21 protein-coding genes are annotated in these 26,184 nt (G+C 69.1%); 10 read left to right on the plus strand and 11 right to left on the minus strand.

The annotated features are described in order from the left end of the window. Positions 1-6 precede the first annotated feature (6 nt). The 3 genes from GD1_RS10320 to cofD are packed head-to-tail and all read right to left on the minus strand — an operon-like array spanning position 7 to position 2,944. A complete protein-coding gene (locus GD1_RS10320) occupies positions 7-570 on the minus strand; it encodes an NUDIX hydrolase (protein ID WP_059036937.1) in 564 nt (187 codons plus the stop codon). Next, positions 567-1,919 (minus strand): coenzyme F420-0:L-glutamate ligase, encoded by a 1,353-nt coding sequence (locus GD1_RS10325; RefSeq protein WP_059036938.1) that lies wholly within the window; start codon positions 1,917-1,919, stop codon positions 567-569. Before GD1_RS10325 ends, GD1_RS10320 begins: the two co-directional genes overlap by 4 nt. After that, complete coding sequence (gene cofD, locus GD1_RS10330) at positions 1,916-2,944, minus strand: 2-phospho-L-lactate transferase (protein ID WP_053778677.1); 1,029 nt, start codon at positions 2,942-2,944, stop codon at positions 1,916-1,918. Before cofD ends, GD1_RS10325 begins: the two co-directional genes overlap by 4 nt. A 634-nt stretch (positions 2,945-3,578) precedes the next feature. On the opposite strand from cofD, the gene GD1_RS25010 reads away from it, so the two are divergent. Then, positions 3,579-3,842: a WhiB family transcriptional regulator gene (locus tag GD1_RS25010; RefSeq protein ID WP_169798189.1), complete on the plus strand. Its 264-nt coding sequence runs from the start codon at positions 3,579-3,581 to the stop codon at positions 3,840-3,842. Between the two features lie 227 nt (positions 3,843-4,069). Here the strand turns inward: GD1_RS25010 and GD1_RS10340 are convergent, their stop codons facing one another. Further along, positions 4,070-4,600, minus strand: coding sequence for a metallopeptidase family protein (locus tag GD1_RS10340; RefSeq protein WP_082366115.1), 531 nt, complete (start codon positions 4,598-4,600; stop codon positions 4,070-4,072). 101 nt (positions 4,601-4,701) lie between these two features. Here GD1_RS10340 and GD1_RS10345 point away from each other — a divergent pair, with 101 nt between their 5' ends. The 3 genes from GD1_RS10345 to manA all read left to right on the plus strand — a co-directional run bounded on the left by GD1_RS10345 (position 4,702) and on the right by manA (position 7,726). After that, entirely contained in the window at positions 4,702-5,223 is a 522-nt protein-coding gene (locus tag GD1_RS10345; RefSeq protein WP_083534055.1) for a DUF3499 domain-containing protein, read from the plus strand. 125 nt (positions 5,224-5,348) lie between these two features. Then, positions 5,349-6,479 (plus strand): hypothetical protein, encoded by a 1,131-nt coding sequence (locus GD1_RS10350; protein ID WP_059036940.1) that lies wholly within the window; start codon positions 5,349-5,351, stop codon positions 6,477-6,479. Beyond that, positions 6,479-7,726, plus strand: coding sequence for a mannose-6-phosphate isomerase, class I (manA, locus tag GD1_RS10355; RefSeq protein WP_059036941.1), 1,248 nt, complete (start codon positions 6,479-6,481; stop codon positions 7,724-7,726). The genes GD1_RS10350 and manA overlap by 1 nt, the downstream gene beginning before the upstream one ends. A 57-nt stretch (positions 7,727-7,783) precedes the next feature. Here the strand turns inward: manA and eccE are convergent, their stop codons facing one another. After that, complete coding sequence (eccE, locus tag GD1_RS10360; RefSeq protein WP_059036942.1) at positions 7,784-9,640, minus strand: type VII secretion protein EccE; 1,857 nt, start codon at positions 9,638-9,640, stop codon at positions 7,784-7,786. Positions 9,641-9,868: 228 nt separating this feature from the next. Between eccE and eccB the strand changes: the two genes are divergently transcribed. Further along, positions 9,869-11,374 carry a type VII secretion protein EccB gene (gene eccB, locus GD1_RS10365; RefSeq protein WP_053778675.1) on the plus strand — a complete coding sequence of 502 codons (1,506 nt, stop codon included), beginning with the start codon at positions 9,869-9,871 and terminating at the stop codon, positions 11,372-11,374. 64 nt (positions 11,375-11,438) lie between these two features. Here eccB and hpxO read toward each other — a convergent pair whose 3' ends face one another. After that, the gene (gene hpxO / locus GD1_RS10370; RefSeq protein WP_053778658.1) at positions 11,439-12,599 is read right to left on the minus strand and encodes an FAD-dependent urate hydroxylase HpxO; all 1,161 of its coding nucleotides are present in this window, start codon (positions 12,597-12,599) and stop codon (positions 11,439-11,441) included. Between the two features lie 130 nt (positions 12,600-12,729). Continuing rightward, entirely contained in the window at positions 12,730-13,356 is a 627-nt protein-coding gene (locus GD1_RS10375; RefSeq protein ID WP_053778657.1) for a TetR/AcrR family transcriptional regulator, read from the minus strand. Positions 13,357-13,448: 92 nt separating this feature from the next. Between GD1_RS10375 and GD1_RS10380 the strand changes: the two genes are divergently transcribed. The 5 genes from GD1_RS10380 to nrdF all read left to right on the plus strand — a co-directional run bounded on the left by GD1_RS10380 (position 13,449) and on the right by nrdF (position 19,245). Next, positions 13,449-14,009, plus strand: a complete 561-nt coding sequence (locus GD1_RS10380) for an NADPH-dependent FMN reductase (protein ID WP_059036943.1) — start codon at positions 13,449-13,451, stop codon at positions 14,007-14,009. Between the two features lie 441 nt (positions 14,010-14,450). Beyond that, on the plus strand, positions 14,451-14,684 hold the full coding sequence (gene nrdH / locus GD1_RS10385; protein WP_020791814.1) for a glutaredoxin-like protein NrdH: 234 nt from the start codon (positions 14,451-14,453) through the stop codon (positions 14,682-14,684). Between the two features lie 132 nt (positions 14,685-14,816). Further along, positions 14,817-15,326: a class Ib ribonucleoside-diphosphate reductase assembly flavoprotein NrdI gene (nrdI, locus tag GD1_RS10390; protein WP_059036944.1), complete on the plus strand. Its 510-nt coding sequence runs from the start codon at positions 14,817-14,819 to the stop codon at positions 15,324-15,326. Between the two features lie 94 nt (positions 15,327-15,420). Beyond that, a complete protein-coding gene (nrdE, locus tag GD1_RS10395; RefSeq protein ID WP_059036945.1) occupies positions 15,421-17,628 on the plus strand; it encodes a class 1b ribonucleoside-diphosphate reductase subunit alpha in 2,208 nt (735 codons plus the stop codon). 609 nt (positions 17,629-18,237) lie between these two features. Then, positions 18,238-19,245 (plus strand): class 1b ribonucleoside-diphosphate reductase subunit beta, encoded by a 1,008-nt coding sequence (gene nrdF / locus GD1_RS10400; protein ID WP_059036946.1) that lies wholly within the window; start codon positions 18,238-18,240, stop codon positions 19,243-19,245. A 176-nt stretch (positions 19,246-19,421) separates the two neighbouring features. Here nrdF and GD1_RS10405 read toward each other — a convergent pair whose 3' ends face one another. The 4 genes from GD1_RS10405 to GD1_RS10420 all read right to left on the minus strand — a co-directional run bounded on the left by GD1_RS10405 (position 19,422) and on the right by GD1_RS10420 (position 26,151). Next, on the minus strand, positions 19,422-20,336 hold the full coding sequence (locus tag GD1_RS10405; protein ID WP_083534061.1) for a serine hydrolase: 915 nt from the start codon (positions 20,334-20,336) through the stop codon (positions 19,422-19,424). 87 nt (positions 20,337-20,423) lie between these two features. Continuing rightward, positions 20,424-22,091 (minus strand): serine/threonine-protein kinase, encoded by a 1,668-nt coding sequence (locus tag GD1_RS10410; RefSeq protein WP_059036947.1) that lies wholly within the window; start codon positions 22,089-22,091, stop codon positions 20,424-20,426. Between the two features lie 137 nt (positions 22,092-22,228). After that, entirely contained in the window at positions 22,229-23,047 is an 819-nt protein-coding gene (locus GD1_RS10415; protein ID WP_059036948.1) for a hypothetical protein, read from the minus strand. Next, entirely contained in the window at positions 23,044-26,151 is a 3,108-nt protein-coding gene (locus GD1_RS10420) for a DEAD/DEAH box helicase (protein WP_083534063.1), read from the minus strand. The genes GD1_RS10415 and GD1_RS10420 overlap by 4 nt, the downstream gene beginning before the upstream one ends. Positions 26,152-26,184: the final 33 nt, after the last annotated feature.

Raw genomic sequence — 26,184 nt, forward strand, 5'->3', positions numbered from 1 at the left:
GAGGCCCTAGGTCGCCAACCCGAGTTCGATCAGTGCCGGGAGCGTGTCGAGGTCGGCGTCGTCGGGGAGCCCGTCGATCGGCCACCACCGCAGGTCCACCGATTCCGAACTGCGCTCGATGGCCGGCAGGGACCCGTCGGCGGTCGGCGGTGCGACGACGGCGAACTGCACGTCGAGGTGTCGGGTCGGCAGGCCCAGCGAGCAGGTGATCGGGTGCGTGTGCAACCGGGCGATGGCACCGGTCAGCTCGAGATCGGCGATCCCCGATTCCTCCCGTGCCTCACGGCGTGCGGCGACGGCGATGTCGGTGTCGTCGGGTTCGCAGTGTCCGCCGAGCTGGACCCATCGGCCCACCCGCGGGTGCAGGGTGAGCAACACGTGGGTGCGGTCGGCGTCGAACACGATGGCCGAGGCGGTCAGATGCCCGGGTTCGGAGGCCCGCAGGCATGCATCGGGGGCGGCGGCCAGGAAGGCGAGATAGGCGTGCCGCAACGAATCCTGCTCGGCGTTGGGGGCCGCCCACCCGGTGAGCAACTCGACCGCCGAGGCGTGCAACGACACGGTGCTCATCGCTGCACCAGCCACTCGTCGACCGGCGCCGGTGCGCGCAGTGGCGGTATCTCGGCGGGATGCCCGATCGCGATGGCGCCCAACGGCTCCCAGTTGTCCTCCAGATCGAGGACATCGCCGACGATGTCGGCGGCGAAGATCGTCGAACCGATCCAGCAGCTACCGAGGCCCCGCACCGACAGCGCCACCAGCAGCGCGTTGACCGCCCCACCGGCGGCGACGGTGAACATGGTGTGCTCGCACGCGTTGCGCCGCGCGTCGGGATAGGTGTGGGCGCCCTCGGTGACCAGGAACGGGATCACCAGTTCCGGGGCGTCGTAGAGGATCTGTCCGCGTGCCACCCGCTTGTCCACCGACTCGGCGGACTTGCCGTCGGCGATCAGGTCGGCGCGCCACCGCGCGGCCATCGCATCGAGCAGGGCGCGCCGGCGCCGGCCGTCCCGGACCCACACGAAGCGCACCGGGTGGGTGTGGTGTGGTGCCGGGGCGGTCAGCGCATCCGCACAGGCGGCCGCGATGTCGTCGGCGTCGACCGGGGTGTCGGCGAAGGACCGGACGGACCGACGGGTCAGCAGGGCCTCGAGACGGCCCTGCGCGATGGCCTCCTCGGTACCGAGCCGGAACAGGTCGTCGGCGATCGGCCGGATGAGGTCGGTGGCCGACGAGTCGTCGTCGGTCACGGTCAGGCCGCGCACCACCGCCACCGGCACACCGGCGAGCTTGCCCTTGACCAGATCGGCGGCGGCGGCGATCTCGTCGGCGACGGCGATGTCGGTGACGATCAACGGGTTCCCGTGCGCGTCCACACCGCCCTCGTACGGGTGGCTGACGGCGATACCGGCGGCGCCGATCGCCACATCGGTCTGTCCGGTGCGCCAGGCCCGGCCCATCGTGTCGGTGACGATCACGGCCACCTCGCGCCCCGCCGCGGCGAGTGCGGCGCGCAGGCCCCGCGCGCTGGCGTCCGGGTCCTCCGGCAGCAGGGCCAGGCTGTCGCCGGGCACGTTGGAGCCGTCGATCCCGGAGGCCGCCTGCACGATGCCCAGCCGGTTCTCGGTGATCAGGGTGCGGTTCCTGCGGGCCACCACCCGGACCGATTCCTGCTCGACCAGCTTGCGCCGCAACGCATCCCGCTCATCTGGATCGGTGGGGGAGACCACCATCCGGCCCTCGGTCTTGGAGAACACCTTGCTGGTCACCACCACGACGTCACCGGAGGTCAACCACGGTGCGGCGCGCAGGATCTCGGCGGCGAGATCGCTGGACGTGTCGAACTCGGGAAGCCCGGTGACCGGGCGGATCTCGATGTTGCCGGGCGCGCGGTGATCGCCGATCCCCGCGGTGCTCATGCGCTCGCCGCGGGGGTGTCGACGCCGACGAGGGCGCAGGCGTCACGCACCATCTGTGCCGTGGTGACCGGATCGGACATCAGCAGGGGTGCGGCGCCGATCGCGATACCGTCCACGGCGGCGTGATCACCCTCGGCGATCAGCCACCCGTCGAGGATTCCGTTGGCACTGCGCGCCCCGTAGTGGGCGGCGATCGCCTCGGCGGTGGTCTCGACCCCGATCACCGACAGGCACTCGTCGGCCATGCCGCGCAGCGGCCGGTTGTCGATCACCGGCGAGACGCCGACGACGCGTGCGGTGGTGGTCCGTAGCGCACTGCGCACCCCGGGGACGTTGATGATCGCCCCGATGCTGACCACCGGATTGCTCGGCGCCAGCAGTACGACGTCGGCCTCGGCGATGGCCTCGAGGACTCCGGGGGCGGCGGCGGTCTCGTCCGAACCGACCTGCGCGAAACCGAAAGTGGGTATCTTCGCTCGGTGGCGGACCCACCACTCCTGGAAGTGGATGGCGACGCGGTCGCCCTCGTCGCCGTCGGGTTTGGCGACCACCACGTGGGTCTCGTGCCGATCGTCGGTGGCGGGGATCAGTCGCACGCCCGGTTGCCACCGCCGGCACAGGGCGGCGGTGACATCGGAGAGCCGGTACCCGGCGTCGAGCATCTGGGTGCGGATCAGATGGGTGGCGAGGTCGCGGTCGCCGAGGCCGAACCAGTCCGGGTCGGCGCCGTAGTTCGCCAGTTCTTCCTTGGCGTTCCACGTCTCGTTGCGTCGTCCCCACCCGCGCTCGGGATCGATCCCGCCACCCAGGGTGTACATACAGGTGTCGAGATCCGGGCAGATCCGCACGCCGTGCATCCAGGCGTCGTCGCCGACATTGACGATCGCCGTGATCTCGTGGTCGGCGGCGACATCGGCCGGGCCGGGGTCGGCCGGCGGCGGAAACGGTGTCGGGCCCAGCAATTCGCGCACACCCAACAGGAAACGGGCGCCACCGACGCCGCCGACGAGAACGGTCACCTTCACGTCCGCCAACTGTAGTGGCCCGGAGGTGGCGGGGTGGCCTGTGGTCGGGTATACCGGTCCACGTGCATCGCCGATGCGATGCATACCCTTCCCCGACCATCCGCCACCGAGTGTGGCGGACGATGTCGCAGTGTGAGATTGCCGACGAAATGCCGACGTGACGTGTCGCAGCGCACGTTTGTGTCGGTCGATGGTATTAGGGGAATTCGTCTCTCGGCTTGACCCCGGCGGGCGTGACCGTGTGTAATCACATCAGTGTCATTTCCGTTCGAGATCGAGAATCGTTGCACCCGAAGGTGCTTCGACAGCATGTTCGAACGGCGTCGCTCCGGATTTCGGGGGTATGGAGTCCGTCCTGCGGGGACACTGGGGTGAAGATCGAACGAGTGCGGATGAGTGGGGTGACGCGGCGGTGGTGCCGTGGCGCGAGACGGTAGACCAAGAACGACTTCCCAGGCAGGAGGCGCCGACGATGGCATTCAGCGACCCGATCGGCAATCCCCTTGAATCACAAGGTCATTCCGACTTCACGTCCGACGATTTCTATCGGACCATGGGTCCGGTGGACGAGTCGGCCCTGATCCCGGCGCCGGAGGCGACGCAGGCGGATGCGGACGAGGACCGACGGCGGCATCTGTCGTTGGTCTCCAACGAGTTCGAGGAGCTCTTCGACACCGTCGAGGAGCAGTGGCAGGACCGTGCGCTCTGTGCGCAGACCGATCCCGAGGCATTCTTCCCGGAGAAGGGTGGCTCGACCCGCGAGGCCAAGCGCATCTGTTCCGGGTGCGAGGTCAAGGCCGAGTGCCTCGAGTACGCGCTGGCCAATGACGAGCGGTTCGGTATCTGGGGCGGGCTCTCCGAGCGGGAACGCCGTCGCCTCAAGCGCGGGATCATTTGATCCACAACGGTTTTTCGAGCCAATCGGCTTTGTCGAACGTCGGCTAGCGCCGCGCCTGAACGTTTCGATCAGAGGAATTCTTCTCGCCGACGCCGCGGGGATCGGTACACACCGACCCGCGGCTTCTTGCGTTCCCGCGGCTTCGTGCATTCGCTGTCACCGGTCGCGTGCGATGTCACCGGGTGCTGCGCTGTCGCCGTCGGCGGTCCGGGATGGGCGGGGACAGGTCAGTCGAGTCCGCGGTCGATGGTGTCCTCGTCCACGCCGAGATAGGTGGCGACCTGTTGCACCAGCACCTCGTGGATGAGTTCCACCAGCTCGATGTCGCGGCGGGCCCGGCTCTCCAGCGGCCGCCGGAACAGCACCACCCGTGCGCGGGTCGGCTGTCCGTGGACGTCCACGCCCGCCGGGATCAGCCGGGCCAGCGGAACGGCACCGTCGGCGGTCACCTCGTCGGGCCACTGGATCGTGTCGGGATCACGCGGCAGCATCCGTGGGATCTCGTCCACCGCGATGTCGAGCCCGGCGAGCTCGTCATGCCACCGGACGTCGATCTCGCCGAATGCATCGAGGACCACCGCGTCGAACTCGTCGGAGCGGCTGCGCCAGGCCGGCACCTGCGGCGGCAGCAGCGGGGCGCGCAGACCGCGTCCCCGGCGGTCACGCCGGCGCCCACCCTGACGGCCGGGTGTGCCGGTGCCGCCCGTCGGACGTCCGGAACCGCCGCTCCGGGATCGTCGGAGCCCATCGATGCGCATGGCGTGAGTGTAGGAGCCGGACGGCCCGATGTCTCGCTCCGGGGAGCCCGGCGCGCGTGTCGACTCGGGGGATCGGCACCCGGGGGGATAACCTCGATGGCGTGAAGCTTCCCCGTCAGTGCTGTAGGCCAGGCTGTGCGCGTTCCGCGGTGGCCACGCTGACCTTCGTGTATGCGGAGTCGACCGCCGTGATCGGGCCGCTCGCGAGTTCGGCCGAACCGCATTCCTGGGACCTGTGCGACGACCATGCCCGTCGCATCACGGTGCCGCGCGGCTGGGAGATGCTGCGGAGTGAGCGGGGATTCTCCGCACCTCCGGCCGAGGACTACGAACTGACCGCACTGGCCGAGGCCGTGCGCGAGGTCGGTGCCGGTGGGCGCAGCCGACTGGGTGCCGACCGCATGGGAGCCGACTGGATCGGCGCGGATCGCCAGGGTGCCGAACGGTCCCGCGCGGAAGCCTTCGACGGTTTCGACGACATGACCCCCGGACGCCATCGCGCGCCGGTACGGCCCGAGGTGACCCCGACGCCGGGTGAGGGCCTGACCGGTCGCCGCGGCGCCACCAAACCACGACCAGGGCGCCGCGGACATCTGCGCGTGCTGCCCGACCCGGTGGACTGACCGCTCTGGCCGAGCAACTCGGTGAGGCGGGCTCCACGAGTTCGGCCGCCACCGGATCCGACGCCACGGGAATTGCCTCCGTGGTCTCCGGGCGGACGTCGGGGCCGCTGACTACTGTAGGTGTCATGCGAACCGGAGCACCCGATCTCGACGACGTCGAGGAGCTGATCGCCGCCGATTCCGACGGACTGCTCCACGCCGTGGCGATGGCCGGGGCGCAGGTGCGCGCGGTGGCCGAGGCGGTCCGTGAGGGCGTCACCGAACCCCTGGCCGACCTCCGGCCCCGCAGCGTGGTCATCGTGTGCCCTTCGGCGGGCCCGGCCGCGGCCGCGGTGGCGGTGGTCTCTGCTTCGGTCGCCACCGGGATCGACGTCCCGATCGTCTGTACCCCCGGACTTCCCGGCTGGATCGGTCCGCTCGACGTGGTGGTCGTCGCCGGTGTCGACGGCGGCGACATGGTCCTGGCCGATGCCGCGGCCCGCGCCCTGCGTCGGCGTGCCGAGGTCGTGGTGGCCGCACCGATCGAGGGACCGCTGCGGGATGCGCTCGGTGGCAACGGGATCGATCTGTCGCCGCGGATCGACGTCGACCCGCGGTTCCGGTTCGCGGGGTTCGTCGCGGCCCTGCTGGCGACGCTCACCGCACTGCGCGCGGTCCGGTTCACCGGCAACCCGCCCGACCTGGGTGATCTCGCCGACGCCCTCGACACCGAGGCCATGGCCGGGCATCCCTCCCACGACAGCTTCCACAACCAGGCCAAGTCGCTGGCCGCACGGCTCGACGAGAACGCGGTCCTCTGGTCGGGCGACACCCCGGCCGCGTCGGCGCTCGCGGCCCGGGCCGCGGCCGTCGTCTTCTCGCTCACCGGCACGGCCGGCGCCGCCCTCGACCTGCCCGACCTGCTCCGCGGATGGCATCGGCGATGGTCGGGTGCCACGACGGCGGTGGACTCGATCTTCCACGATCCCGAGCTCGACGGTCCGCTCGGCGAGGTGCCGCCGCGGGTGCTGATGGTGAGCACTCCGGCCCGGGAATGGCAGACCCGCAGGCGGATCGCGGCGATCTCGACGGCCGAGACGGTCGTCGCCGACGCCGACCTGTCGTCCACATCCCCTGTGCCCGATGGTGGCGGGCCGGGTTGGGGTGGGATCGAGGATCTCACCGATGTTCCCGCCGACCTCACCTCGATGCTCGTGCTGATGGTGCGTATCGAGATGGCGGCGGTCTACCTGCGTCTGATCGGAGCCGGACAGTAATGAGAGTGCTCGACGGAGTCGTGCGTCCCTATGCTTGGGGGTCGCGCACGGCGATCGCCTCGTTGCGGGGGAAACCCGTCCCGTCACCACATCCGGAGGCCGAACTGTGGTTCGGTGCCCATGCCGCGGGTCCTGCCCGGATCGCCGACGGCGGGTCCGGGTCTCCGGCGACCGATCTGCTGGCGGCGATCGACGCCGACCCGGCACGGGCGTTGGGGACGGCCACCGCGTCCCGGTTCGACGGTCGGCTGCCGTTCCTGCTCAAGGTGCTCGCCGCCGAGGAGCCGTTGTCGTTGCAGGCCCATCCGTCGTCGGAACAGGCCCGTGAGGGATTCGAGCGGGAGAACGCCGCCGGCCTGACCCTCGATGCGCTGCACCGCAACTACCGCGATCCGTGGCACAAACCCGAGTTGATCGTCGCGTTGTCGGAGTTCGACGCCCTCGCCGGGTTCCGTGAGCCCGCCGACACCATCGCGTTGCTGCGGGAACTGCAAGTGGCAGAACTCGATCCCTATCTGGGGATGCTGGCCGGTCAACCCGATGCGAATGGCCTGCGGGCGTTGTTCACCACCTGGCTGACCCTGCCCGAGGGCACGATCGCGCGGTTGATGCCGCCGGTCCTCGCTGCGGCGGTGTCGTCGTTGGAGAAGGGGGCCGGTGGCTTCGACGCGGAGATGCGGACCCTGCTCGAACTCGGTGAGATGTATCCGAACGACCCGGGGGTGCTGGCGTCCCTGCTGCTCAACCGGGTCCGGCTGAGCCCGGGTGAGGGGCTGTACCTGTCGGCAGGCAATCTGCACGCCTACCTGAACGGGACCGGCGTGGAGGTCATGGCCAACTCCGACAACGTCCTGCGCGGTGGCCTGACCCCGAAACACATCGACGTCCCGGAACTGTTGCGGGTCCTGGACTTCACCCCGGTCGCGGTCGCCGATCTGGTCCCGCGGATCCGTACGGTCGGTGCCGAACGCGTCTACCTGACACCGGCCCCCGAGTTCCGGCTCTCCCGTGTCGAACTCGACGGCACCGGGATGACCGGCCCGTCGTCGATCTCCTTCGACATGCCCGGGCCGCAGATCCTGGCGGTGCTGTCCGGCACCATCGAGATCCGCCCCGTCGGCGGTGCACCGATCCGGGTGCCCTGCGGTCAGGCGGCGTGGCTGACCGACGCCGACCCGGACGTCGTGGTGCGGGCGGACTCCGCACGTGCGGTCTTCTTCCGCGCGCTGGTACCGATCACCGACTGACGCCGTGGACCGCGGGCTCGGACCGCGGCGGTGGACCGGTGGCCGACCGACATACGATCAGCGGCGCTGGGCGGGTTCGGCCGCCGGGGCGCCCACCAACGCCCATTCCTGCGGGGTCGTGACCATCGTGACATCCACCCGGCCGCTCGGGCTCGTGATCGAGATCCGTTGGGGTGACACCGAATCCTGCTCGAGGATCACCGTGGCCGCGGGATGGCGGGTGGCCGCGGCCGGGTCCGGGGCGACGATCATCGTGCCTGCGGACGGGCCGGGGGCGGGCGGACCGACCGGGGCATGATCGTCGTACACCTCGACCCGCTGCGCGGGGGTGACCGGCGACTGTTCGGCAAAGGCGAGTCGGTGTGGGTCGCCGACGGATGCGACCAGGGTGCGCCACCGGCGGTGGTCGGCGGTACGGATCGCCACCGGGACCCCGATGGCCACCGCGCGGGCGACGGTCTGCATCGCGAACGCCACCGTCCCGATCACCACCACCGTCCCGACGTCGGGTCCGTTGAGTCGTACCGACACCGCACGGCCGGCCGCATCGGCGCCGACGAGTTGCCCGCAGCCCGCCGCGGGCATGCGGACCCGATGGAGGAGCCGGTGGGCGGCGGGGCCGTCGACGCCCGGCAGATGCCGGTCGAGACGGGCCGGTGACGCGACCGGCAATCCGGCGGTGAGCGCGTCGAGTTGCCGACCCGGCAACGGGCGCAGCCGGTTCCCCGGGATGATCGACGGGACGGTGACGCCCGTGGCCGGGCCGTCGAGGTGATCGAGCCGTACCAGTGCGGCCACCCGGAGCCGGCCCTCGGCGGACCGGGTCAGACGGGTGACGACGGTGGCCGACGGTACCGTCGAGGTCCAGGCCCCGGCGAGTACCGCCTCCAGCGCAGCCGGATCGACGGCGAACATCCGCGATTGCCGCGACCCCACCGCCAGACGGTCCCAGTTCTCGACGACATCTCCGGGCTCGGTGCCGTCGAGGAGTCGTCGTGTGGCGGTGGTGATCTCACCTGCGGTCAGCGGCGTCGCCGACAGCCCGTGCGCCGACAGGCGGCGGGCCACCCGGGTGGTGGTGATGGTGGCCGCGCGCAGCGCACCGACCGCGCCGCCACCGCGTCGTGCGACGGCATCCGGGCAGTCCCGCGGATCGAGCCGCAGGATCACCAGCACGCTGCGATGGGCGGTTGCGGGCAGTGGCCCGAGCAACTGCCGGTAGGTCTGGGCGAGTCCGCCGTTCCCGCCGACGGCGTGGGCGGCCGAGACGACGTCGACGCTCCGTAGGGGGATGTCGAACGGGTCGAGGCACCCGGCGAGCACGTCGAGTGGAATCGACTGTCCCCGTGCCGATTCGGTGACCGCAGCGTGCGGTGTCAGGAACACCGGCGCGGTGCCCCGGGGACTCACCCGCAGAACCGTGATCAGGGTGTCGCCCGCCCACCGGGCACCGATGACCGGACCGATGCCCGAACCGGTGCGTGGTGAACGGCCCGGTACCGGACGCGTGTCGGTGGGGATGTCGAATGGAGCGGGCACAGTCGCCGGCGGTCGGTGCAGACGCGAGGCGGTGAAGGCGACGCGCCGGCCCAGCCGGCCGAGCAGCGAACCGCGGTCGGACCACCGGATCAGGGTCAGTGCCGCGATCGCGGCGATCAGCGGTGCGGCCACCCCGATCGGTGACCTCAGCATCACCCCGACGGTCAATCCGGCGCCGAGCAGCACCTCGATCACGACGAGGGTGGCGAGCCCGGGGGTGGCCGCACGGCGCCGTGCGGTCGGCCGGAGACGGCCGGTGGGGCTGGGACCGCCCGCACGGCGGTCGCCGGGACCGGTGCCGCGGGTGCGGCCGTCGTCGGTGTCGTCTGTGACAGGCGCGTCGGTCGAGCGCTCGTCTGTGATGCCGATCGTCACGGTCCCCCCGTATCGTCGTCGCCGGCAGCGCATCCGGGGACGTCAACGGCCCCCGGCGGATGCGATGTATCGGTTAGGCTACCCCTGCACTGCCGCTGATCACCGTCGATCGCGGGGTGTGGGGAATTCTCGTCTGTGGGGGAACCGCCGGGGGCTGCGCTGCGTCTGATGTGGTGACCGGCGTGGGTTCGGTGCCGGCCGATCGCGCCGGATGGGGAGGGGGTGGCGGTGGCACGTCAGCTGACGACGCGTGCACAGGTCAACGGGTATCGATTCCTGTTGCGGCGTCTCGAGCATGCACTCGTCCGTCGGGACGTCCGGATGCTGCACGATCCGATGCGCGGACAGGCGCGCGGGCTGATGATCGGTGCGGTGCTGGCCGTGCTGGTCCTCGCCGGTTGCGGGATCTGGGGGCTCGTGCGCCCGCAGGGATCGGTCGGCGACTCGACGATCCTGGTGGGCAAGGGCAGCGGCGGGCTCTATGTCCTGCTCGACGGCACCCTGCATCCGGCGATGAATCTCGCGTCGGCGCGGCTGGTGACGGGCACTGCCGCCCAACCGAATTCGGTGAGCGATGCCAAGCTCGCGAAGTATCCGCGTGGACCGTTGCTCGGGATCCCGGGCGCACCGGGCGCGCTGCCCGGTTCGGCACATCCCGGCCAGTCGGTGTGGACGGTCTGCGACCGGTCGGCCGGTGACGCCGCGGCCGCCCCGGTGGAGTTGACCGTGATCGGCGAGCGACCGGAGACCGGCGATCCGATCGCGGAGGCCGGTCCCGACGACGCCGTCCTCGTGACCGACGGCGCGGCAACGTTTCTGGTGTACACCGTGCCGCGCGGACAACACCGGACGCCGGTGCGCGCCGAGGTCGACACCGACGACGTCGCGGTGATGCGCGCACTGGGGCTGGAAGATCACCGCGCCCGGGCGATCAGTCGCGGACTGCTCAACACCTTTCCGGAGGTCGATCCGCTCGCGGTACCGGTGATCGACCGGGTCGGGACCCCGTCGGCGCTCCCGGTGCCCGGCGTGCGGGTGGGGTCGGTGATCCGCACCGTCGGGATCGACGACGCCACAACGTTCTTCGTGGTCCTGCCGGACGGCGTGCAAGAAGTCGGGGAGGTGGCCGCCGAGATGCTGCGGCTGGCCGGACGCGACGACGCCGAACGCGTGGTGACCGTGGCGCCGGCGGACCTCACGTCGGTGCCGCGCACCCAGGCGCTGCCGGTCGGTGAGTTCCCGGCGCACCCACCGCATCTGGTGGGGTCGGGTGAGTCGTCGACGGTCTGCTCGGTGTGGTCGCGGACCGGAGGCGGAGATCTTTCCGGGGCCCGGCCTCCGGCCGAGACCGCGCTGCTCGTCGGGACGGGGTTGCCGCTGGCGCCGGGTGCCCGGCCGGTGCGGGTCAGTGCGGCCGACGGCGCCGGACCGGGTGTCGACCAGGTGTATCTCCGGCCGGGATCGGGGGAGTATCTGCAGGTGACCGGCGACGAGGCCGAGAGTGCGCGTGCGGAATCGCTGTTCTACCTGAGTGATTCGGGAGTGCGTTTCGGAATCCCGGACACCGGGACGGCGCAGGTACTCGGCCTCGGCGACTCACCGCATGCCGCGCCGTGGTCGGTGGTGTCGCTGCTCGTGGCCGGGCCCACCCTGAGCCGGCACGCGGCGCTGGTGTCGCATGACGGCATCGGTGCCGACCCCGACGGACAGATGATCGCGCCACCCGACGAGTGAGGAGTGCCGGGTGGCGCGGTCGGTGGGTGCGTTCTGGCCGGGTGTGCTCGTGAACCGTCCGGGGTCAGGAGGTGAGCGGGCCGCCCAGGATGTTGCCGACGATCCCGCGGAGGATGTTGGTTCCGTCCTCGCCCTGGAGTTCGGCGTACCAGGCGGCGGTCTTCTCCGGGTCCTTGCCGTGGGTGACGTCGCAGCGCTTGCGGGCACGGAGCACGAGCTCGCCGGCACGCTCGGTGCGGGCGGCCGCGTAGGCCGCGAGCGCGGCGTGGACGTCGTCGGGATGGTCCTGGACGGCGAACTGCAGCGCGACCGCGTCCTCCATCGCCGAGCATCCGCCCTGGCCGATGTCGGGGGTGGTGTTGTGGGCGGCGTCGCCGAGGACCGCGACCCGACCCTTGACCCAGGTGTGGAACGGGTCGAGGTCGAGGATCTCGACGCGGTTGGTGGTGGACGGGTCGAGTGCGGCGATCAGTTTCTGCACACCGGGTGCCCAGTCGGCGAACTCCTCGGCGAGGACCGCACCGGCGGTTCCCCGCTCGAACGGCTCGCCCTCGGGCATCGGGACGTCGAAGAAGAAGTAGAAGCGGTCTCCGGCGACCGGCATCACCGACACCCGGCGGTGGTCGCCGACGTAGGTGGTCCATTCGGTGGCCGGACCGATCGCCGGATCGATCGGGACGAGGCCGTTGAAGTTGACGTAGCCGGCGTAGCGCCGGGTGACCGGTCCGCCCAGGACGTACTCGCGGGTGAGTGACTTCGCGCCGTCGGCGCCGATCACCAGGTCGGCGGTGGCGGTGGTGCCGTCGGCGAATTCGACTGTGGCGTGGTCGGGTCCGTCGGTCACCGACACCATCTTCTTGCCGAAGTGGATGTCGTCGATGCCGTATGCGTTCATCAGCATGAGCTGCAGTTCGGCGCGGGCCACCGGGTATGGGCGTTGGCCCACCTCGTCGATCAGCGGCTGCATCGAGAAGCGACACAAGGTGTCTCCGGTGTGCGCGTCGACGTAACTCATGGTGTCGACGATGCCGCCCAGTGCGGCGACCTCCTTCTCGAGACCGAGATGGTTGAGGCACTTGACGCCATTCGACCAGACCGAGATCGCGGCACCGACCGGCTTGTTCTCGGTCACCTGCTCGTAGACCTCGACGTCGACGCCGATCTGCTTGAGTGCGATTGCCGCGGAGAGCCCGCCCATCCCGGCGCCCACGATGACAGCCTTCACGTAAACATTCCTTCCCGCTGAGTTCAACTCAGGCTAGGACGGATCCGGACATCGTGCGCGGCGAGGGTGGGCCCGGGGACGGTGGTGGCGCACACAGTGGTGCGCCGAGGGGCCCACGCCGGTGTGGCATTCAGCGGTCGGCGGCACCCGCGGCGAGGGTACGGACCATCCGCTCCCACTGATCACCGATGACGGCGATGTCGAGACCGACGACGTTGACCAGGTGGGAGACCGCCGACGCGCCGATCGGGGCCTGGACGGCGATCGCCGCGGCTTCGATCTGATCGGCAAAACCCATCTGCCGCAACAGGATCTGCACATGCACGGTGGAGGCGCGCCAGACCGGGTGGGTCATGAACTCGCCGCTGTCGGCACCTGCCTCGAGCAGGATGTCGAGGTGGTCGGCGGTGAGTTTGAGGCGTTCGCGACCGTAGGCGACGAGGCGTTCGAGCGGTGGTGCGCCGGGGCCGAGGGGCTCGGGGCCGGAGAGAAAGGCCTGCTGCAACTCCGACTCGGAGTGGTCGAGCAGGGCGTGCATCAGGCCGCTGCGGCTACCGAACCGGCGGAACACCGTGCCCTTGCCCACTCCGGCGGCGGCGGCCACGGCGTCCATCGTGACCGCGGCGGCGCCGTGGGTGTCGATGAGCTGCTTGGCGGCGGCGAGCAGGAGCCGACGGTTGCGCGCGGCGTCGGCGCGTTCGCCCTCACCGTTGCCACTGATCCGCAGGGGGATGGCATTGCGCTGTTCGTCGGACACGTGACTTACCTAACTCTGAGCCGGGGTGGAAATATTCGGACCGTGGTCCGGTTTATTTTATCAGTTCGTTCATCGACAACAGGAGGAACATCGTGACCGATTCGACCGTGGACGTCGTGGCTCTCGTGGGCAGTCTTCGTCAGGCTTCGATCAACCGCCGCCTCGCGCAGGCCGCCGCAGACAATGCTCCCGAGGGTGTGACGGTGACCCTGGTCGAGGGTCTGGAGAAGCTCCCCTTCTACAGCGAGGACATCGACGGTGGGGGCGCCGACGGGGCTCCGGAGGCCGTCGCCGCACTGCGTGAGCGCGTCGGTGCCGCCGACGCCGTGCTGATCTTCACCCCCGAGTACAACGGATCCACCCCGGCCGTCCTGAAGAACGCCATCGACTGGCTTTCGCGGCCGTACGGAACCGGCGCCATCAAGGACAAGCCGGTCGGCGTGGTGAGTGCGGCCCTGGGGCAGTACGCGGGCACCTGGTCGCGCGAGGACACCCGCAAGTCGGTGGGTATCGCCGGCGGCCGCGTGGTGGAGGACATCGATTTCGGTCTGCGGACCGCCGAGATCGCCGACGGTGCGCTGCCCGCCGAGGTCGTCGACGGCGTCCGTTCTGCGGTGTCGGTGCTGGCCTCACAGGTGGCCGTCGGAGTGTGACGACAACCCGGTCGCCATCGGTGTGACCGAACCCTCACGAACTGACATCCCGGCGTTTCCCGGTGTGGTCGGAGACGACACGCCGAGACACGCCGGGATTTGTGATTCTGCACCCCCGCGACCTGCGAGTTTCATGAATGTGATTCACAAGTTCTAGTGGTTTGGGCAAACGTCGGCCACTAGGTGTAGTGTTCTGAGCACCGGCAGGACCGAGGGGGAGCGAGACTCCGCCGGGTCGGTGGAGGAGGGTCTGGGGGTGACCTGGATCACGTTCTTCACGCTGGGAAATCGGTCGCCGAGCACGTCCGACGACCCGAGAACAGACGGCGACGTCCTCTCGAACACGACGTTCGCCCGGCCCGATATCCGACACCCAGACAAGCCAGTACAGACCGCCAGTGCGGCACCGTTGATCATCCCGCGACCACAGGAGCGTTACCGATGGCCATCACCGTCTACACCAAGCCCGCATGCGTCCAGTGCAATGCCACCTACAAGGCCCTCGACAAGGCCGGTCTGTCCTACGAGGTCGTCGACATCAGCATGGACGACGACGCCCGCGACTACGTGATGGCGCTCGGCTACCTGCAGGCCCCGGTCGTGGTCTCCGGTGACGACCACTGGTCCGGTTTCCGCCCGGATCGCATCAAGGCACTCGCCACCGCCGCTGCCTGAACATCTCGACCGTCGCACTCCGTCGAGGCGAGGGATCGGTCCGGAGGGGAAGTCGGGACCGATCCGGCAGACGTCGAGGACGACGACCCGCATACGCGTAGCGAGAACAGCTGATTTCGGCAGGTGATTGAGATGGTGACGGCACCACTGGTCGTCTACTTCTCCTCGGTGTCGGAGAACACGCACCGATTCGTCCAGAAGCTCGGTCTCCGATCGAGCCGCATCCCGCTGGTGGACCGCGAGGGGTCCTTCGAGGTCGATGAACCCTATGTCCTGATCTGCCCGACCTACGGCGGCGGCAAGTCGTCAGCGGCGGTCGGTGGAGGCTTTGTGCCGAAGCAGGTCATCAAGTTCCTGAACAATCGGCACAACCGCGGGCTGATCCGTGCCGTGATCGCGGCGGGGAACACCAACTTCGGCGAGGAATACTGTCTCGCCGGTGACATCGTGTCCCGCAAGTGCGCCGTGCCCTACCTCTACCGATTCGAGTTGATGGGTACCGAACACGACGTCACCCGGGTCCGGGACGGTCTCGCCGAGTTCGCCGACAGTCCCGCATTCGACGATCCCGACTCGGTCCGGTTCGGTGATCGCGATGCCGCGGCACCGAGCACCGGCCGATCTGTCGGACACCCGGCGTAACGTCGGTCTTCGGAACCGTCCGCACGTCGTCCGAACGACATACGCCCTGATCCCGCCAAACATCTCAGTTCCATCGAGCACAGGAGAAGTCTTCGTGTCGCCCACCGCCTCCGTTTCCGACGTGACCACCGATTCGACCACCTCGGCCAGCAAGTCGGGCGTGCACGTGAGTCCGGCGGGCCACGATCCGAGCGATCTCGACTATCACGCGCTCAACGCGATGCTGAACCTGTACGACCGGGACGGCAACATCCAGTTCGAGAAGGACCGCGAGGCGGCGCGGCAGTACTTCCTGCAGCACGTCAACCAGAACACGGTGTTCTTCCACGACCTCGACGAGAAGCTCGACTACCTCGTCGAGGAGAACTACTACGAGCCCGAGGTGCTCGCCCAGTACGACCGGGAGTTCGTCAAGCTGCTCTTCGGGCACGCCTACGCCAAGAAGTTCCGGTTCCCGACCTTCCTGGGCGCGTTCAAGTACTACACCAGCTACACGCTGAAGACCTTCGACGGCAAGCGGTACCTCGAGCGCTTCGAGGACCGGGTCTGCATGGTGGCGCTGACGCTGGCCGACGGCGACACCGCACTCGCCCGCAATCTCGTCGACGAGATCATGTCGGGCCGGTTCCAGCCGGCCACCCCCACCTTCCTCAACTCGGGCAAGAAGCAGCGCGGCGAGCCGGTCAGCTGCTTCCTGCTGCGCATCGAGGACAACATGGAGTCGATCGGCCGGTCCATCAACTCGGCACTGCAGCTGTCCAAGCGCGGTGGCGGAGTTGCCTTGTTGCTCAGCAACATCCGTGAGCACGGTGCCCCGATCAAGAAGATCGAGAACCAGAGCTCGGGTGTCATCCCGATCATGAAGCTGCTCGAGGACTCGTTCTCCTACGCCAACCAGCTCGGTGCGCGTCAGGGCGCCGGTGCGGTGTACCTGCACGCCCATCACCCCGACATCTACCGCTTCCTCGACACCAAGCGGGAGAATGCCGACGAGAAGATCCGCATCAAGACGCTGAGCCTAGGTGTGGTGATCCCGGACATCACCTTCGCGCTGGCCAAGGCCAACGACGACATGTACCTGTTCTCCCCGTACGACGTCGAGCGCGTCTACGGGGTGCCGTTCGCCGACATCAACGTGACCGAGAAGTATCACGAGATGGTGGAGGACAGGCGGATTCGCAAGACCAAGATCAAGGCCCGCGAGTTCTTCCAGACCCTCGCCGAGCTGCAGTTCGAGTCGGGCTACCCGTACATCATGTTCGAGGACACGGTGAACCGGGCCAACCCGGTCGCCGGGAAGATCACCCACTCCAACCTGTGCTCGGAGATCCTGCAGGTCTCCACCGCGTCGGAGTTCAACGACGATCTGTCCTACTCCCATGTGGGCAAGGACATCTCGTGCAACCTGGGATCGCTCAACATCGCCAAGACGATGGACTCGCCCGACATGGGCCAGACCATCGAGACCGCCATCCGCGGCCTGACCGCGGTGAGCGACCAGACCGACATCACCTCGGTGCCGTCCATCGAGCGGGGCAACAACGAGTCCCACGCCATCGGCCTCGGTCAGATGAACCTGCACGGATACCTTGCGCGCGAACGGATCTACTACGGCAGCGACGAGGGCGTCGACTTCACCAACATCTACTTCTACACGGTGCTCTACCACTGCCTGCGCGCATCGAACACCATCGCGCGCGAGCGGGGGACCGCCTTCGCCGGGTTCGCCGACTCGACGTACGCCTCCGGTGAGTTCTTCGACCGCTACACCGATCAGGAGTGGGCGCCGGCCACCGAGCGGGTGCGAGAGCTGTTCACGCAGGCCGGGATCCACATCCCGACCCAGGACGACTGGCGTGCGCTGAAGGCCGACGTGCAGCGTGACGGCATCTACAACCAGAACCTGCAGGCCGTACCGCCGACCGGCTCGATCAGCTACATCAACCACTCGACGAGCTCGATCCACCCGGTCGCGGCGAAGATCGAGATCCGCAAGGAAGGCAAGATCGGTCGCGTCTACTACCCGGCGCCGTACATGACCAACGACAACCTGGACTACTACCAGGACGCGTACGAGATCGGGTACGAGAAGGTCATCGACACCTATGCCGCGGCCACCCAGCACGTCGATCAGGGACTGAGTCTGACGCTGTTCTTCAAGGACACCGCCACCACCCGCGACGTCAACAAGGCGCAGATCTACGCATGGCGCAAGGGCATCAAGACGCTCTACTACATCCGCCTGCGGCAGATGGCGCTCGAGGGCACCGAGGTCGAGGGCTGCGTGTCCTGCATGTTGTAAAGCGTGAGGGGCCGGGTTGGTAAAGACCCGACCCCTCTAGTCCCGGCACTGAAGTGCGGAACGTCCTCGGCGGGCGTCTGCATACTATACGAGTTGTCACTCGCCAGATGGTGAGGCTCCTGCCGGGACGCAGCTTCGACGGAGGATCGATGTCGAAGACAGTTAACCGCAGTGCTGCCACGGGCAGGTTTGTGAGTAAGGCGGTCGCTGCTCGGTGGCCGGGGAAGACCACCACCGAGAGAGTTGGTGCCGGAACCGCGAACGCAAACCCGGTCCACCGTTCGGCGGCGTCCGGTCGGTTTGTCACTGGTGACGCGGCAATGCGCAACCCTGGCGGCACTGTGACCCAGCGGGTGTAAGCCGCGTCGGCATTATGGCGAAGGAGCTGATGGCTTCTTCGCCATAATGCGTTGTGCTCCAACATTTTTGATCTAAGTCGAGTTACGTGGAACACGTCGATTCGAGTTTTGAAAACCAGGCGTGGGGATCTAGTCTCGGAGTGACTCCCGACGTTGTCGACCCGTTGGACTTCGTGGCTGATTGAGTGTCTGATGAGGTCGTCAACCGCTAGGGTTGTGATGGTTGGCTATCGATACCAAGGGACCACAAATGACCTCTACGCAGGGCACGCATTCGCCGGCCGACGGTGCGCCGATCAAGCTGGTGAGCCGGGTCTCGGCGATCAACTGGAACCGCGTCCCCGACGAGAAGGACGCCGAGGTCTGGGATCGCCTGACCGGGAACTTCTGGCTGCCGGAGAAGGTGCCGGTGTCCAACGACATCCCGTCGTGGGGCACTCTGACCGAGTACGAGAAGCAGCTCACCATGCGGGTCTTCACCGGCCTGACACTGCTCGACACCATCCAGGGCACCGTCGGTGCGGTGTCGCTGATCCCCGATGCGGTCACCCCGCACGAGGAGGCGGTGCTCACCAACATCGCGTTCATGGAGTCGGTGCACGCCAAGAGCTACAGCTCGATCTTCTCCACCCTGTGCTCCACCAAGGAGATCGACGAGGCGTTCCGCTGGTCGGAGGAGAACGAGAACCTCCAGCGCAAGGCGCGCATCGTCATGGACTACTACCGTGGCGACGACCCGCTCAAGCGCAAGGTGGCCTCGACGCTCCTCGAATCGTTCCTGTTCTACTCGGGCTTCTACCTGCCGATGTACTGGTCGAGCCGCGCCAAGCTCACCAACACCGCCGACCTGATCCGCCTGATCATCCGTGACGAGGCGGTGCACGGCTACTACATCGGGTACAAGTACCAGCGTGCACTCGAGACCCAGTCGCCCGAGCGCCGGCAGGAACTCAAGGACTACACCTTCGAGTTGCTCTTCGAGCTCTACGACAACGAGTCCGACTACACCGAGGCCCTCTACGACGAGGTCGGCCTGACCGAGGACGTCAAGAAGTTCCTGCGGTACAACGCCAACAAGGCGCTGATGAACCTCGGATACGAGGCGATGTTCCCGAAGGACGAGACCGACGTGAACCCGGCGATCCTGTCGGCACTCTCGCCCAACGCCGACGAGAACCACGACTTCTTCTCCGGCTCGGGCAGCTCGTATGTGATCGGCAAGGCCGTCAACACCGAAGACGAGGACTGGGACTTCTAGTCACCAGACGACAGAGGAGAGGCGGCCGGTGGGGATCACCCCACCGGCCGCCTCTCGTCTGTCCGCAACACCGTCGGGCATGATCCCGACAACCGTGACCAACGACGACAACCGTGACCAACGACGACAACGGTGACCAACGACGACAACGGTGACCAACAGCGACCGACGGCGCGTCAGCACCGGCCGCGGGGCAGCAGGGCCAGATTCTGGTTCAGCCACCGCGCGACGCGGTCGAGGGTTGCGGTTCCCTCACCCATCGTCTGGCCGGTCACATAGCTGCTCATGGCCACCGCGGTTCGCTGCCCGTCGGCGTGGGTGATCAGCCCGATCTGCCGGACCTCCTCGCCGCCGTCGTCGCTCGGCCCCCAACCACCCTTGACCGCAGTGGATTTCGGGCCGCGCATCACCTCCACACCCCATTGCTGGACGCCTGCGACCTGCCCCATGTACCGCACCACCTGGGCGCTGTCCGCGAGGCAGGGGAGTCCGGCGGTGAACTGGGCCGAACCGGTCAACGGCCAGACGGTCAACCCGAAGGTCTCGTCGGGCTGGGTGATCGTGACGACCTCGGTGGTGTCGTCACCGCCGTCACGCAGGACCGCGGTCACCTTCTTGCGTGCTTCGGTCGGCGAACCCAGGGACTTGCGGAGCCGAAGGGCGGCGGAGTTGTCGGAGTTGATGATCGCGCTCTCCACCAGCTCGCCGATCTCCGCGTCGTCGTCGGCGGCATTGCGCTGCGCGGCGATCGCCAACGGGACCTTGATCGTCGACCACGCCACCCGTGCCGGGGTCTGGCTGCCGAGGGCGATGGTGGCGGAGCCGCCGACCGGGACCAGAACCACACCCACCCCCGGGCCGAAACCCTGGCGGCGGAATCCGTTGGCCAGCTTCGCCGCCGCCGGTGTCACCGGCTGGTCGTCGAGTCGCAGGGACGAGGATGCGGCGGCAACCGGTGTCGGCGCCGTGGATTGCGCGATGGGGGCGGGCTCGTCGGCGGTCGACGAACATCCGGCCACCGTCGCGAGGGCGACGGTGGCCGCGATCGTCGCGACCGTGCGACCGACACCGGCCGATTCAAGGAACTTCACGGTTCTCCCGACTGGAGTCGACCCGATGGGTGGGGTGGATTCGGTTCGGCCGGAAGGGATTCGCACCGGCCGGGGTGGATGCGGCGATCAGTAGACGTAGACGACGGCCTGGTTGCCGCCGCGGCAGGCGATGATCCCGGCGTACGGATCACACGACATCGCGTACCACTTCCGTTGTTGCGGAGCCCATCCGTTCACCACACGTGCCGAACCGAGTGGCCCGCCGGACACGTAGGCGTCGCGGACGTTGATCGCGAACTCGCAGCCGGTCCACTGGGGGTAGCCGGTCCCCACACCCGGGGCGCATTGCTGGTTGTCCGGCGGGGGTGCCGCCGGAACATAGGTGGGTGTGGAGGTGATCGTGGTGAGCGGTGGCGCCGTCACGGTCCCGGTCTGCTGGTCGGCAACCGGTTGGTCGAGGGTCTGGGTCGCCGCGGTCGCGTCGTCGTCGGAACTGCCGAGGGAGTCGGCGAGCACCCAGCCGCCCATACCGAGAATGCCCACCACGAGCACGCCGAGCAGGGTCGCCAGGACGATCACAGCGGTGCTGCGTCCCCCGGATGCCGGCGGCGGCGACCACGGCGGGTAACCGCCCTGCGGGTATCCGGCGGGCGGTATCCCGGCGGCAACCGGACCCGTCGGCACCCGCGGCGGTGGGACCTGGTGGGGCGCCGAGTGGCCGGCGGCGAGATGTCCGGCGACCTCGGTGACCTGGTGGGCGGGGAGCGGATGCGGACGGATCAGCGTCGGGTCGATCGCCGACGGTGCCGGCGGGGAGCCTGCCGTGATGGTCTCGGGCGCGCGCTCGGCGGTGCCGGCCGGTGCGCCGGTGCCGACCGGAACTGCCGGCGTCGGGGGTGCAAGGGTGGGAGGCGCCTTGGACAACGACACCATCGGGTTGTCGGCCCCGGCCCGGGGCCGTTCACCCGACAGCGCGGCCCGGGCGGCAGCGGCGAACTCCAGGGCCGAAGGGCATCGTTGCGCGGGTGTCTTGCACAGTCCCCAGGCCACCACCTCGTCGAGGGCCGGCTCGATCGACGGAACGACCTGACTCGGGACCGGGACCTCGTCGAAGAGCACGCCACGGGTCACCGCCGACACCGAGTCGCCCGGGTAGGGCTGTCGGCCGGTCAGCAGCTCGAACAGCACCGCGGCCAGGCTGTACACGTCCGACACCGAGGTGACCGGCGCGTTCTCGAACTGTTCGGGCGACATGTAGGCGAGCGAGCCGATCGCGGTACCGGTCTTGGTGAGGTGGGCCTCGTTGTCGGCGTGGGCGACCCCGAAGTCGATGAGGTAGGCGAACCCCGAGTCGGTCACCAGGACGTTGTCGGGTTTGATGTCGCGGTGTACCAGACCGGCGGCGTGCGCGGCGTCGAGCGCGGCGGCGACCTGCTCGATCAGGCCGATCGCCGCAGCCGGGTCGAGGCGACCGCGGTCGGTCAGGATGGCCCGCAGGTCGCGTCCGTCGACCAGCCGCATGTCCAGGAACAGGGTGGAGTCGATCTCCCCGTAGTCGTGGATCGGGATGATGTGCGGTTCACCGAGTCGGGCCAGCTTCTGGCATTCACGTCGGAACCGTTCCTGGAAGGACGGGTCCGCGGCGAGGTGGGCCGGGAGCAGCTTCAGTGCGACGTCACGGTCACGGGTCGTGTCGTGGGCGCGATACACCTCGCCCATCCCGCCACGTCCGAGCAGCGATTCGAGCCGATACGGCCCGAACACCTCACCCACCCGGGGAGCGGTCTGTCCCATGTTTCCTCCTCGACGGCAGAGGAACATTATGCACAAGCCGGGCATCGCGGTCGATGGACGCAAACCGGAATCGCCGTTCCGACGGCAGATATCGTCTGTTGGTACGACACCGCGGATGCTCCGGGGCGCCGGCGGGGTCAGTCCTCGATGATCCGGTCGTACAGGTCGGTGAGATCGTCGATCGCCTCGGCGATGTCACCGGGTGCGATACCCGAGGCCCGCAGCGCGGCGCGCAGGGCGGTGCCGTCGAGGTCGGTCAGGGGACTCATCCGCGGCGGCGACGGCAGCGACGGGGCCGTGGCGCCGGTGCCGAAGAAGTCGACGCGCGGCGGCGTCCCGGCGGGCTCTGCCGAGCCGGTGCCCTCCGATTCGGTGCGCCCGGATTCGGCCGGGGCGGGCGGGCGCGTCGGTGACAGATCCTCGATCGCATCGAGCAACTCCGGCAACGACGTCCCCATCACGGTGAGCAGGGTGGTGGGGGAGCGGTCGATCTCGGCGGCCACCTCGAACATCGTCGACAGCACATGGATACAGCGCCCCGAATCGTCCGGGCAGGTGCAGTCGCCGGCGACGTCGGCGGACTCGGTCGGCAGGATCAGCTCACCGAGCGTGCGGGGCTGCTCACCCCGTGCCAGCGACATCACCTCGGTGACCCCGTCGCGGGCGCTGAGCAGGGTGACCACCGTCGGGGTGTCGACGGTCCGCATCGACACGATCACCTCGAACGGGTCGAGTTGGCTGCCCTGCACCGACGACGTCACGGTTCCCGGCCGGATGGTCAGCTGGTGGACATGGCGATCCCGGAAGTATCTGCGGGCCTTGGTGATCCGGGTGCTGTCCACCACCGGTACGCCGCCGTCTCCGGTGTTGCGGCCCTCCACCACGTCGATCAGGGCGCGTGACCAGGGGGTCACCGCGTATCCCCGCACCGGGACCGTGCCGCGCCGGGCGCTCACTCGCTCACCGCCTCCTCGCGCAGCCGGAACAGGTCGAACAGCTCCTCGTCGCCGAGATCACCCATCCAGTTCTCCCCGGTGGACACCGTCAGACGCGACAGTTCCCGTTTCTTGGCGATCAGGTCGTCGACCCGCTCCTCGAGGGTTCCCACGCACACGAAACGCCGCACATGCACCTGCTGCTTCTGCCCGATCCGGTAGGCACGGTCGGTGGCCTGGTCCTCGACCGCCGGATTCCACCACCGGTCCACGTGCACCACATGATTGGCGGCGGTCAGGTTCAGTCCGGTGCCCCCGGCCTTCAGGGTGGCCAGCAGCACCGGCGGGCGGGCGCCACCCGTACCGTGCTGGAAGCGTTGCACCAGCGCATCGCGGTCGGCGCGCGCCACACCGCCGTGCAGCAGCGGGACCTCGGTGTCGAGCAACTCGGTCAGCCACCCCGACAACAGTTCCCCGAACGCGGCGAACTGGGTGAAGATCAACGCCTGATCGCCCTCGGCGACCAGGGTGGTGACGATGTCCTCGAGCAACTCCAGCTTCCCCGAGCGGTGCCGGCCGCGGCGGGTCACCGGCGTTCCGTCGGCGAGATAGTGCGCGGGATGATTGCAGATTTGCTTGAGCCGGGTGAGCGCGGCGAGCACGGTCCGGCGCCGCAGCGCGCGTTGCTGCCGGTCGCGCAGCGCCTCCATCAGGTCGTCGATCACGGCACGATAGAGCGCGGCCTGCTCGACGGTCAGGTTGGCGCGGACGGTGATCTCGTTCTTCTCCGGCAGGTCGGAGATGATGCTCGGATCCGACTTCTCGCGCCGCAGGATGAACGGTCGGGTCAACCCGGCCAGCCGTCGGATCGTCGCCGGATCGCGGTCGCGTTCGATCGGTTCGGCGAAGCGGTTGCGGAAGGTGGAGGCCGACCCGAGCAGACCCGGGTTGACCAGATCGATCACCGCCCGGAGATCCTCCAGCCGGTTCTCCACCGGCGTACCGGTCAACGCGATCCGATGGTCGGCCGGGATCGCCCGGAGAGCCCGTGCCGCAGCGGTTCTCACGTTCTTGACATGCTGCGCCTCGTCGACGACGACGCGGTGCCACGCCTGCGCCGCCAGCGCATCGCGGTCGCGGGTGACCAGGGCGAAGGTGGTCAGCACCACGTCGTGGGCGCGGTGGACCTCGCGGAACCGTTCACCCTTCGCGCGGTCGGCGCCGTGGTGCACCGCCACCCGCAACGACGGTGCGAAGCGTGCGATCTCGGCCGCCCAGTTGCCCACCACCGACATCGGGCACACGATCAGCGTGGGCCGGTGCGGCGCGAGCCCGTCGGGGCAGGAGGGCGGCGCCGACCGGGGATCGGATGTGTCCACGGGTCCGTCGTCGGGCCCGGCCTCGTGGCACAGCAGGGCGATCACCTGCACCGTCTTGCCCAGACCCATGTCGTCGGCGAGGACACCGCCGATCCCCAGTCCGGACAGATGCGCCAGCCATTCCAGTCCGCGCTGCTGATAGGGGCGCAGCGAGGCGTGCAGCAGGTGCGGCCGGGGGATCGGAACCGGCCGTAGCGCACCGGATTCGGCGATCTCGTCGAGCCAGGTGAGGCCCTGTACCGAGGTGACCGGCACCGGGGGCTTCTCGCTGTCATGGGTGATCATGCCGAACAGCTCACCCATGTCGACCTCGTGGCCGTTGCCCGAGAGTGCCCGCTGCGCGGTGACGAACGACGCGGCTCGGGTGAGCGCAGCCCCCTCGGCCCGCACCCAGACACCTCGGATGCGGACGAGATCGCCTTTCTGCCTGGACAGTTCGTCCAGATCGGCCTCACCGAGGGTGAGTGCGTCGGGTCCGTCGCCCAGTGCCAGCCGCCATTCGAACTCGCGGATCTCCCGCAGCCCCACCATGCGGGCGGGGGCGCCGCCGCCCGGGACCGGCCGCGCGCGCACCCCGAGGGTAGGGCGTACCTCGGCGATGGTGCGCGGCAGGAGAACCGGGAATCCGGCATCGGCGAGCGCACTGGCGCCGGTGGCGAACAGCGTCTCGGCCATCGGGGTCGGCAGCAGGAAGTCGAGGGTCGCACGATCGGGATCCGCGCGGGCGAGGTCGGGGAAGGCGCGCACGGCCGAGGCCAGATCGGTGGTGATCTCGTCGAGGGCCTCGGCGTCGAGACGTTGAGGTGCAACCGGCTCGACATGCCCGTCCACCGCGCGGCGGCACACCTGCAGCCGCCAGCGCAGCACCTCCGGGTCGACCGGAACGGAAGGCCGTGCCGCCGAGACGAAGTCGTCGTCATCGTCGAACCGGGGATCGGGTGCATCCGGGTCGTCCGGCTCGTGCAGCCGGAAGACCAGGGCCGAGTCGGCGGCGGGGACGCTCGCCGCCCAGGCCGACCACGCCGCGATCGCCGCCGGGGCGGTGGCCTCGGCGGGCACCGTGGCGTCGGCGACCAGTGCACGCAGCAGGGGCGCGGTGACCCCGATCGGTCCCAGGGCGGCCGGCGACGCGGCGATCCGGGCCCGGCACTCGTGGTCGGTGAGCTCCACCGCGAAGTCCATCAGCGCTGCGGCACCGCCGTTCTCGGTGAGTGCGGCAGGCGCGCCACCGGTGATCACCGCCGACCACGCCCGCCAGGCCGAGGTGGTCGCGGGTTGCCACCGCATCACGGTCTCGCCGGCCACCTCGGCCAGGGTGGGCACCACCGACCCGGACACCACGAAGCGCCGGACGCCGTCGAGCAGATGCCGATACCAGACGATGTCACCGGGCACCGCCACCGAGCGGGTCGCATCGAGGAACGACACCGCCGACGCGGTGCCCAGGGTGAGGGTCGCGACGAACCGCCGCCGGCCGTCGGCGCCGATGACGCCCACCTGACGGCGAAAGCGTTTGCCCGACAACAGCGACCGCAGTGGCTCCGGGATCTCGTCAGGACCCGGCTCGGGCCCCGGCTCGGGCCCCGGCTCGGGCCCCGGCCCGGTGACCCGGCCGGACTCGGACTCCGGCCGGGGATCGGGCTCGGACCCGGGGTCGGGTGAGGATGTGGTCCACACCGCCAGTCCGACCCCTGGGCGCCACAGTGCGTGCAGGCCGACCTGCGTCGTCGGGAGCGGTGTCGGCATGGCATCCAGATTAGCGACCGACCCCGACACGGC

Origin of the sequence: Gordonia desulfuricans NBRC 100010, assembly GCF_001485495.1 — a bacterium.
Classification (GTDB): domain Bacteria; phylum Actinomycetota; class Actinomycetes; order Mycobacteriales; family Mycobacteriaceae; genus Gordonia; species Gordonia desulfuricans.

Bases quoted from the DNA above. Each gene is read 5' to 3' on its own strand.
- GD1_RS10320 (WP_059036937.1), bottom strand. From the start codon at position 570: ATGAGCACCGTGTCGTTGCACGCCTCGGCGGTCGAGTTGCTCACCGGG.
- GD1_RS10325 (WP_059036938.1), bottom strand. From the start codon at position 1,919: ATGAGCACCGCGGGGATCGGCGATCACCGCGCGCCCGGCAACATCGAG.
- GD1_RS10340 (WP_082366115.1), bottom strand. From the start codon at position 4,600: ATGCGCATCGATGGGCTCCGACGATCCCGGAGCGGCGGTTCCGGACGT.
- GD1_RS10350 (WP_059036940.1), top strand. From the start codon at position 5,349: ATGCGAACCGGAGCACCCGATCTCGACGACGTCGAGGAGCTGATCGCC.
- manA (WP_059036941.1), top strand. From the start codon at position 6,479: ATGAGAGTGCTCGACGGAGTCGTGCGTCCCTATGCTTGGGGGTCGCGC.
- nrdH (WP_020791814.1), top strand. From the start codon at position 14,451: ATGGCCATCACCGTCTACACCAAGCCCGCATGCGTCCAGTGCAATGCC.
- nrdI (WP_059036944.1), top strand. From the start codon at position 14,817: ATGGTGACGGCACCACTGGTCGTCTACTTCTCCTCGGTGTCGGAGAAC.
- nrdF (WP_059036946.1), top strand. From the start codon at position 18,238: ATGACCTCTACGCAGGGCACGCATTCGCCGGCCGACGGTGCGCCGATC.
- GD1_RS10410 (WP_059036947.1), bottom strand. From the start codon at position 22,091: ATGGGACAGACCGCTCCCCGGGTGGGTGAGGTGTTCGGGCCGTATCGG.
- GD1_RS10420 (WP_083534063.1), bottom strand. From the start codon at position 26,151: ATGCCGACACCGCTCCCGACGACGCAGGTCGGCCTGCACGCACTGTGG.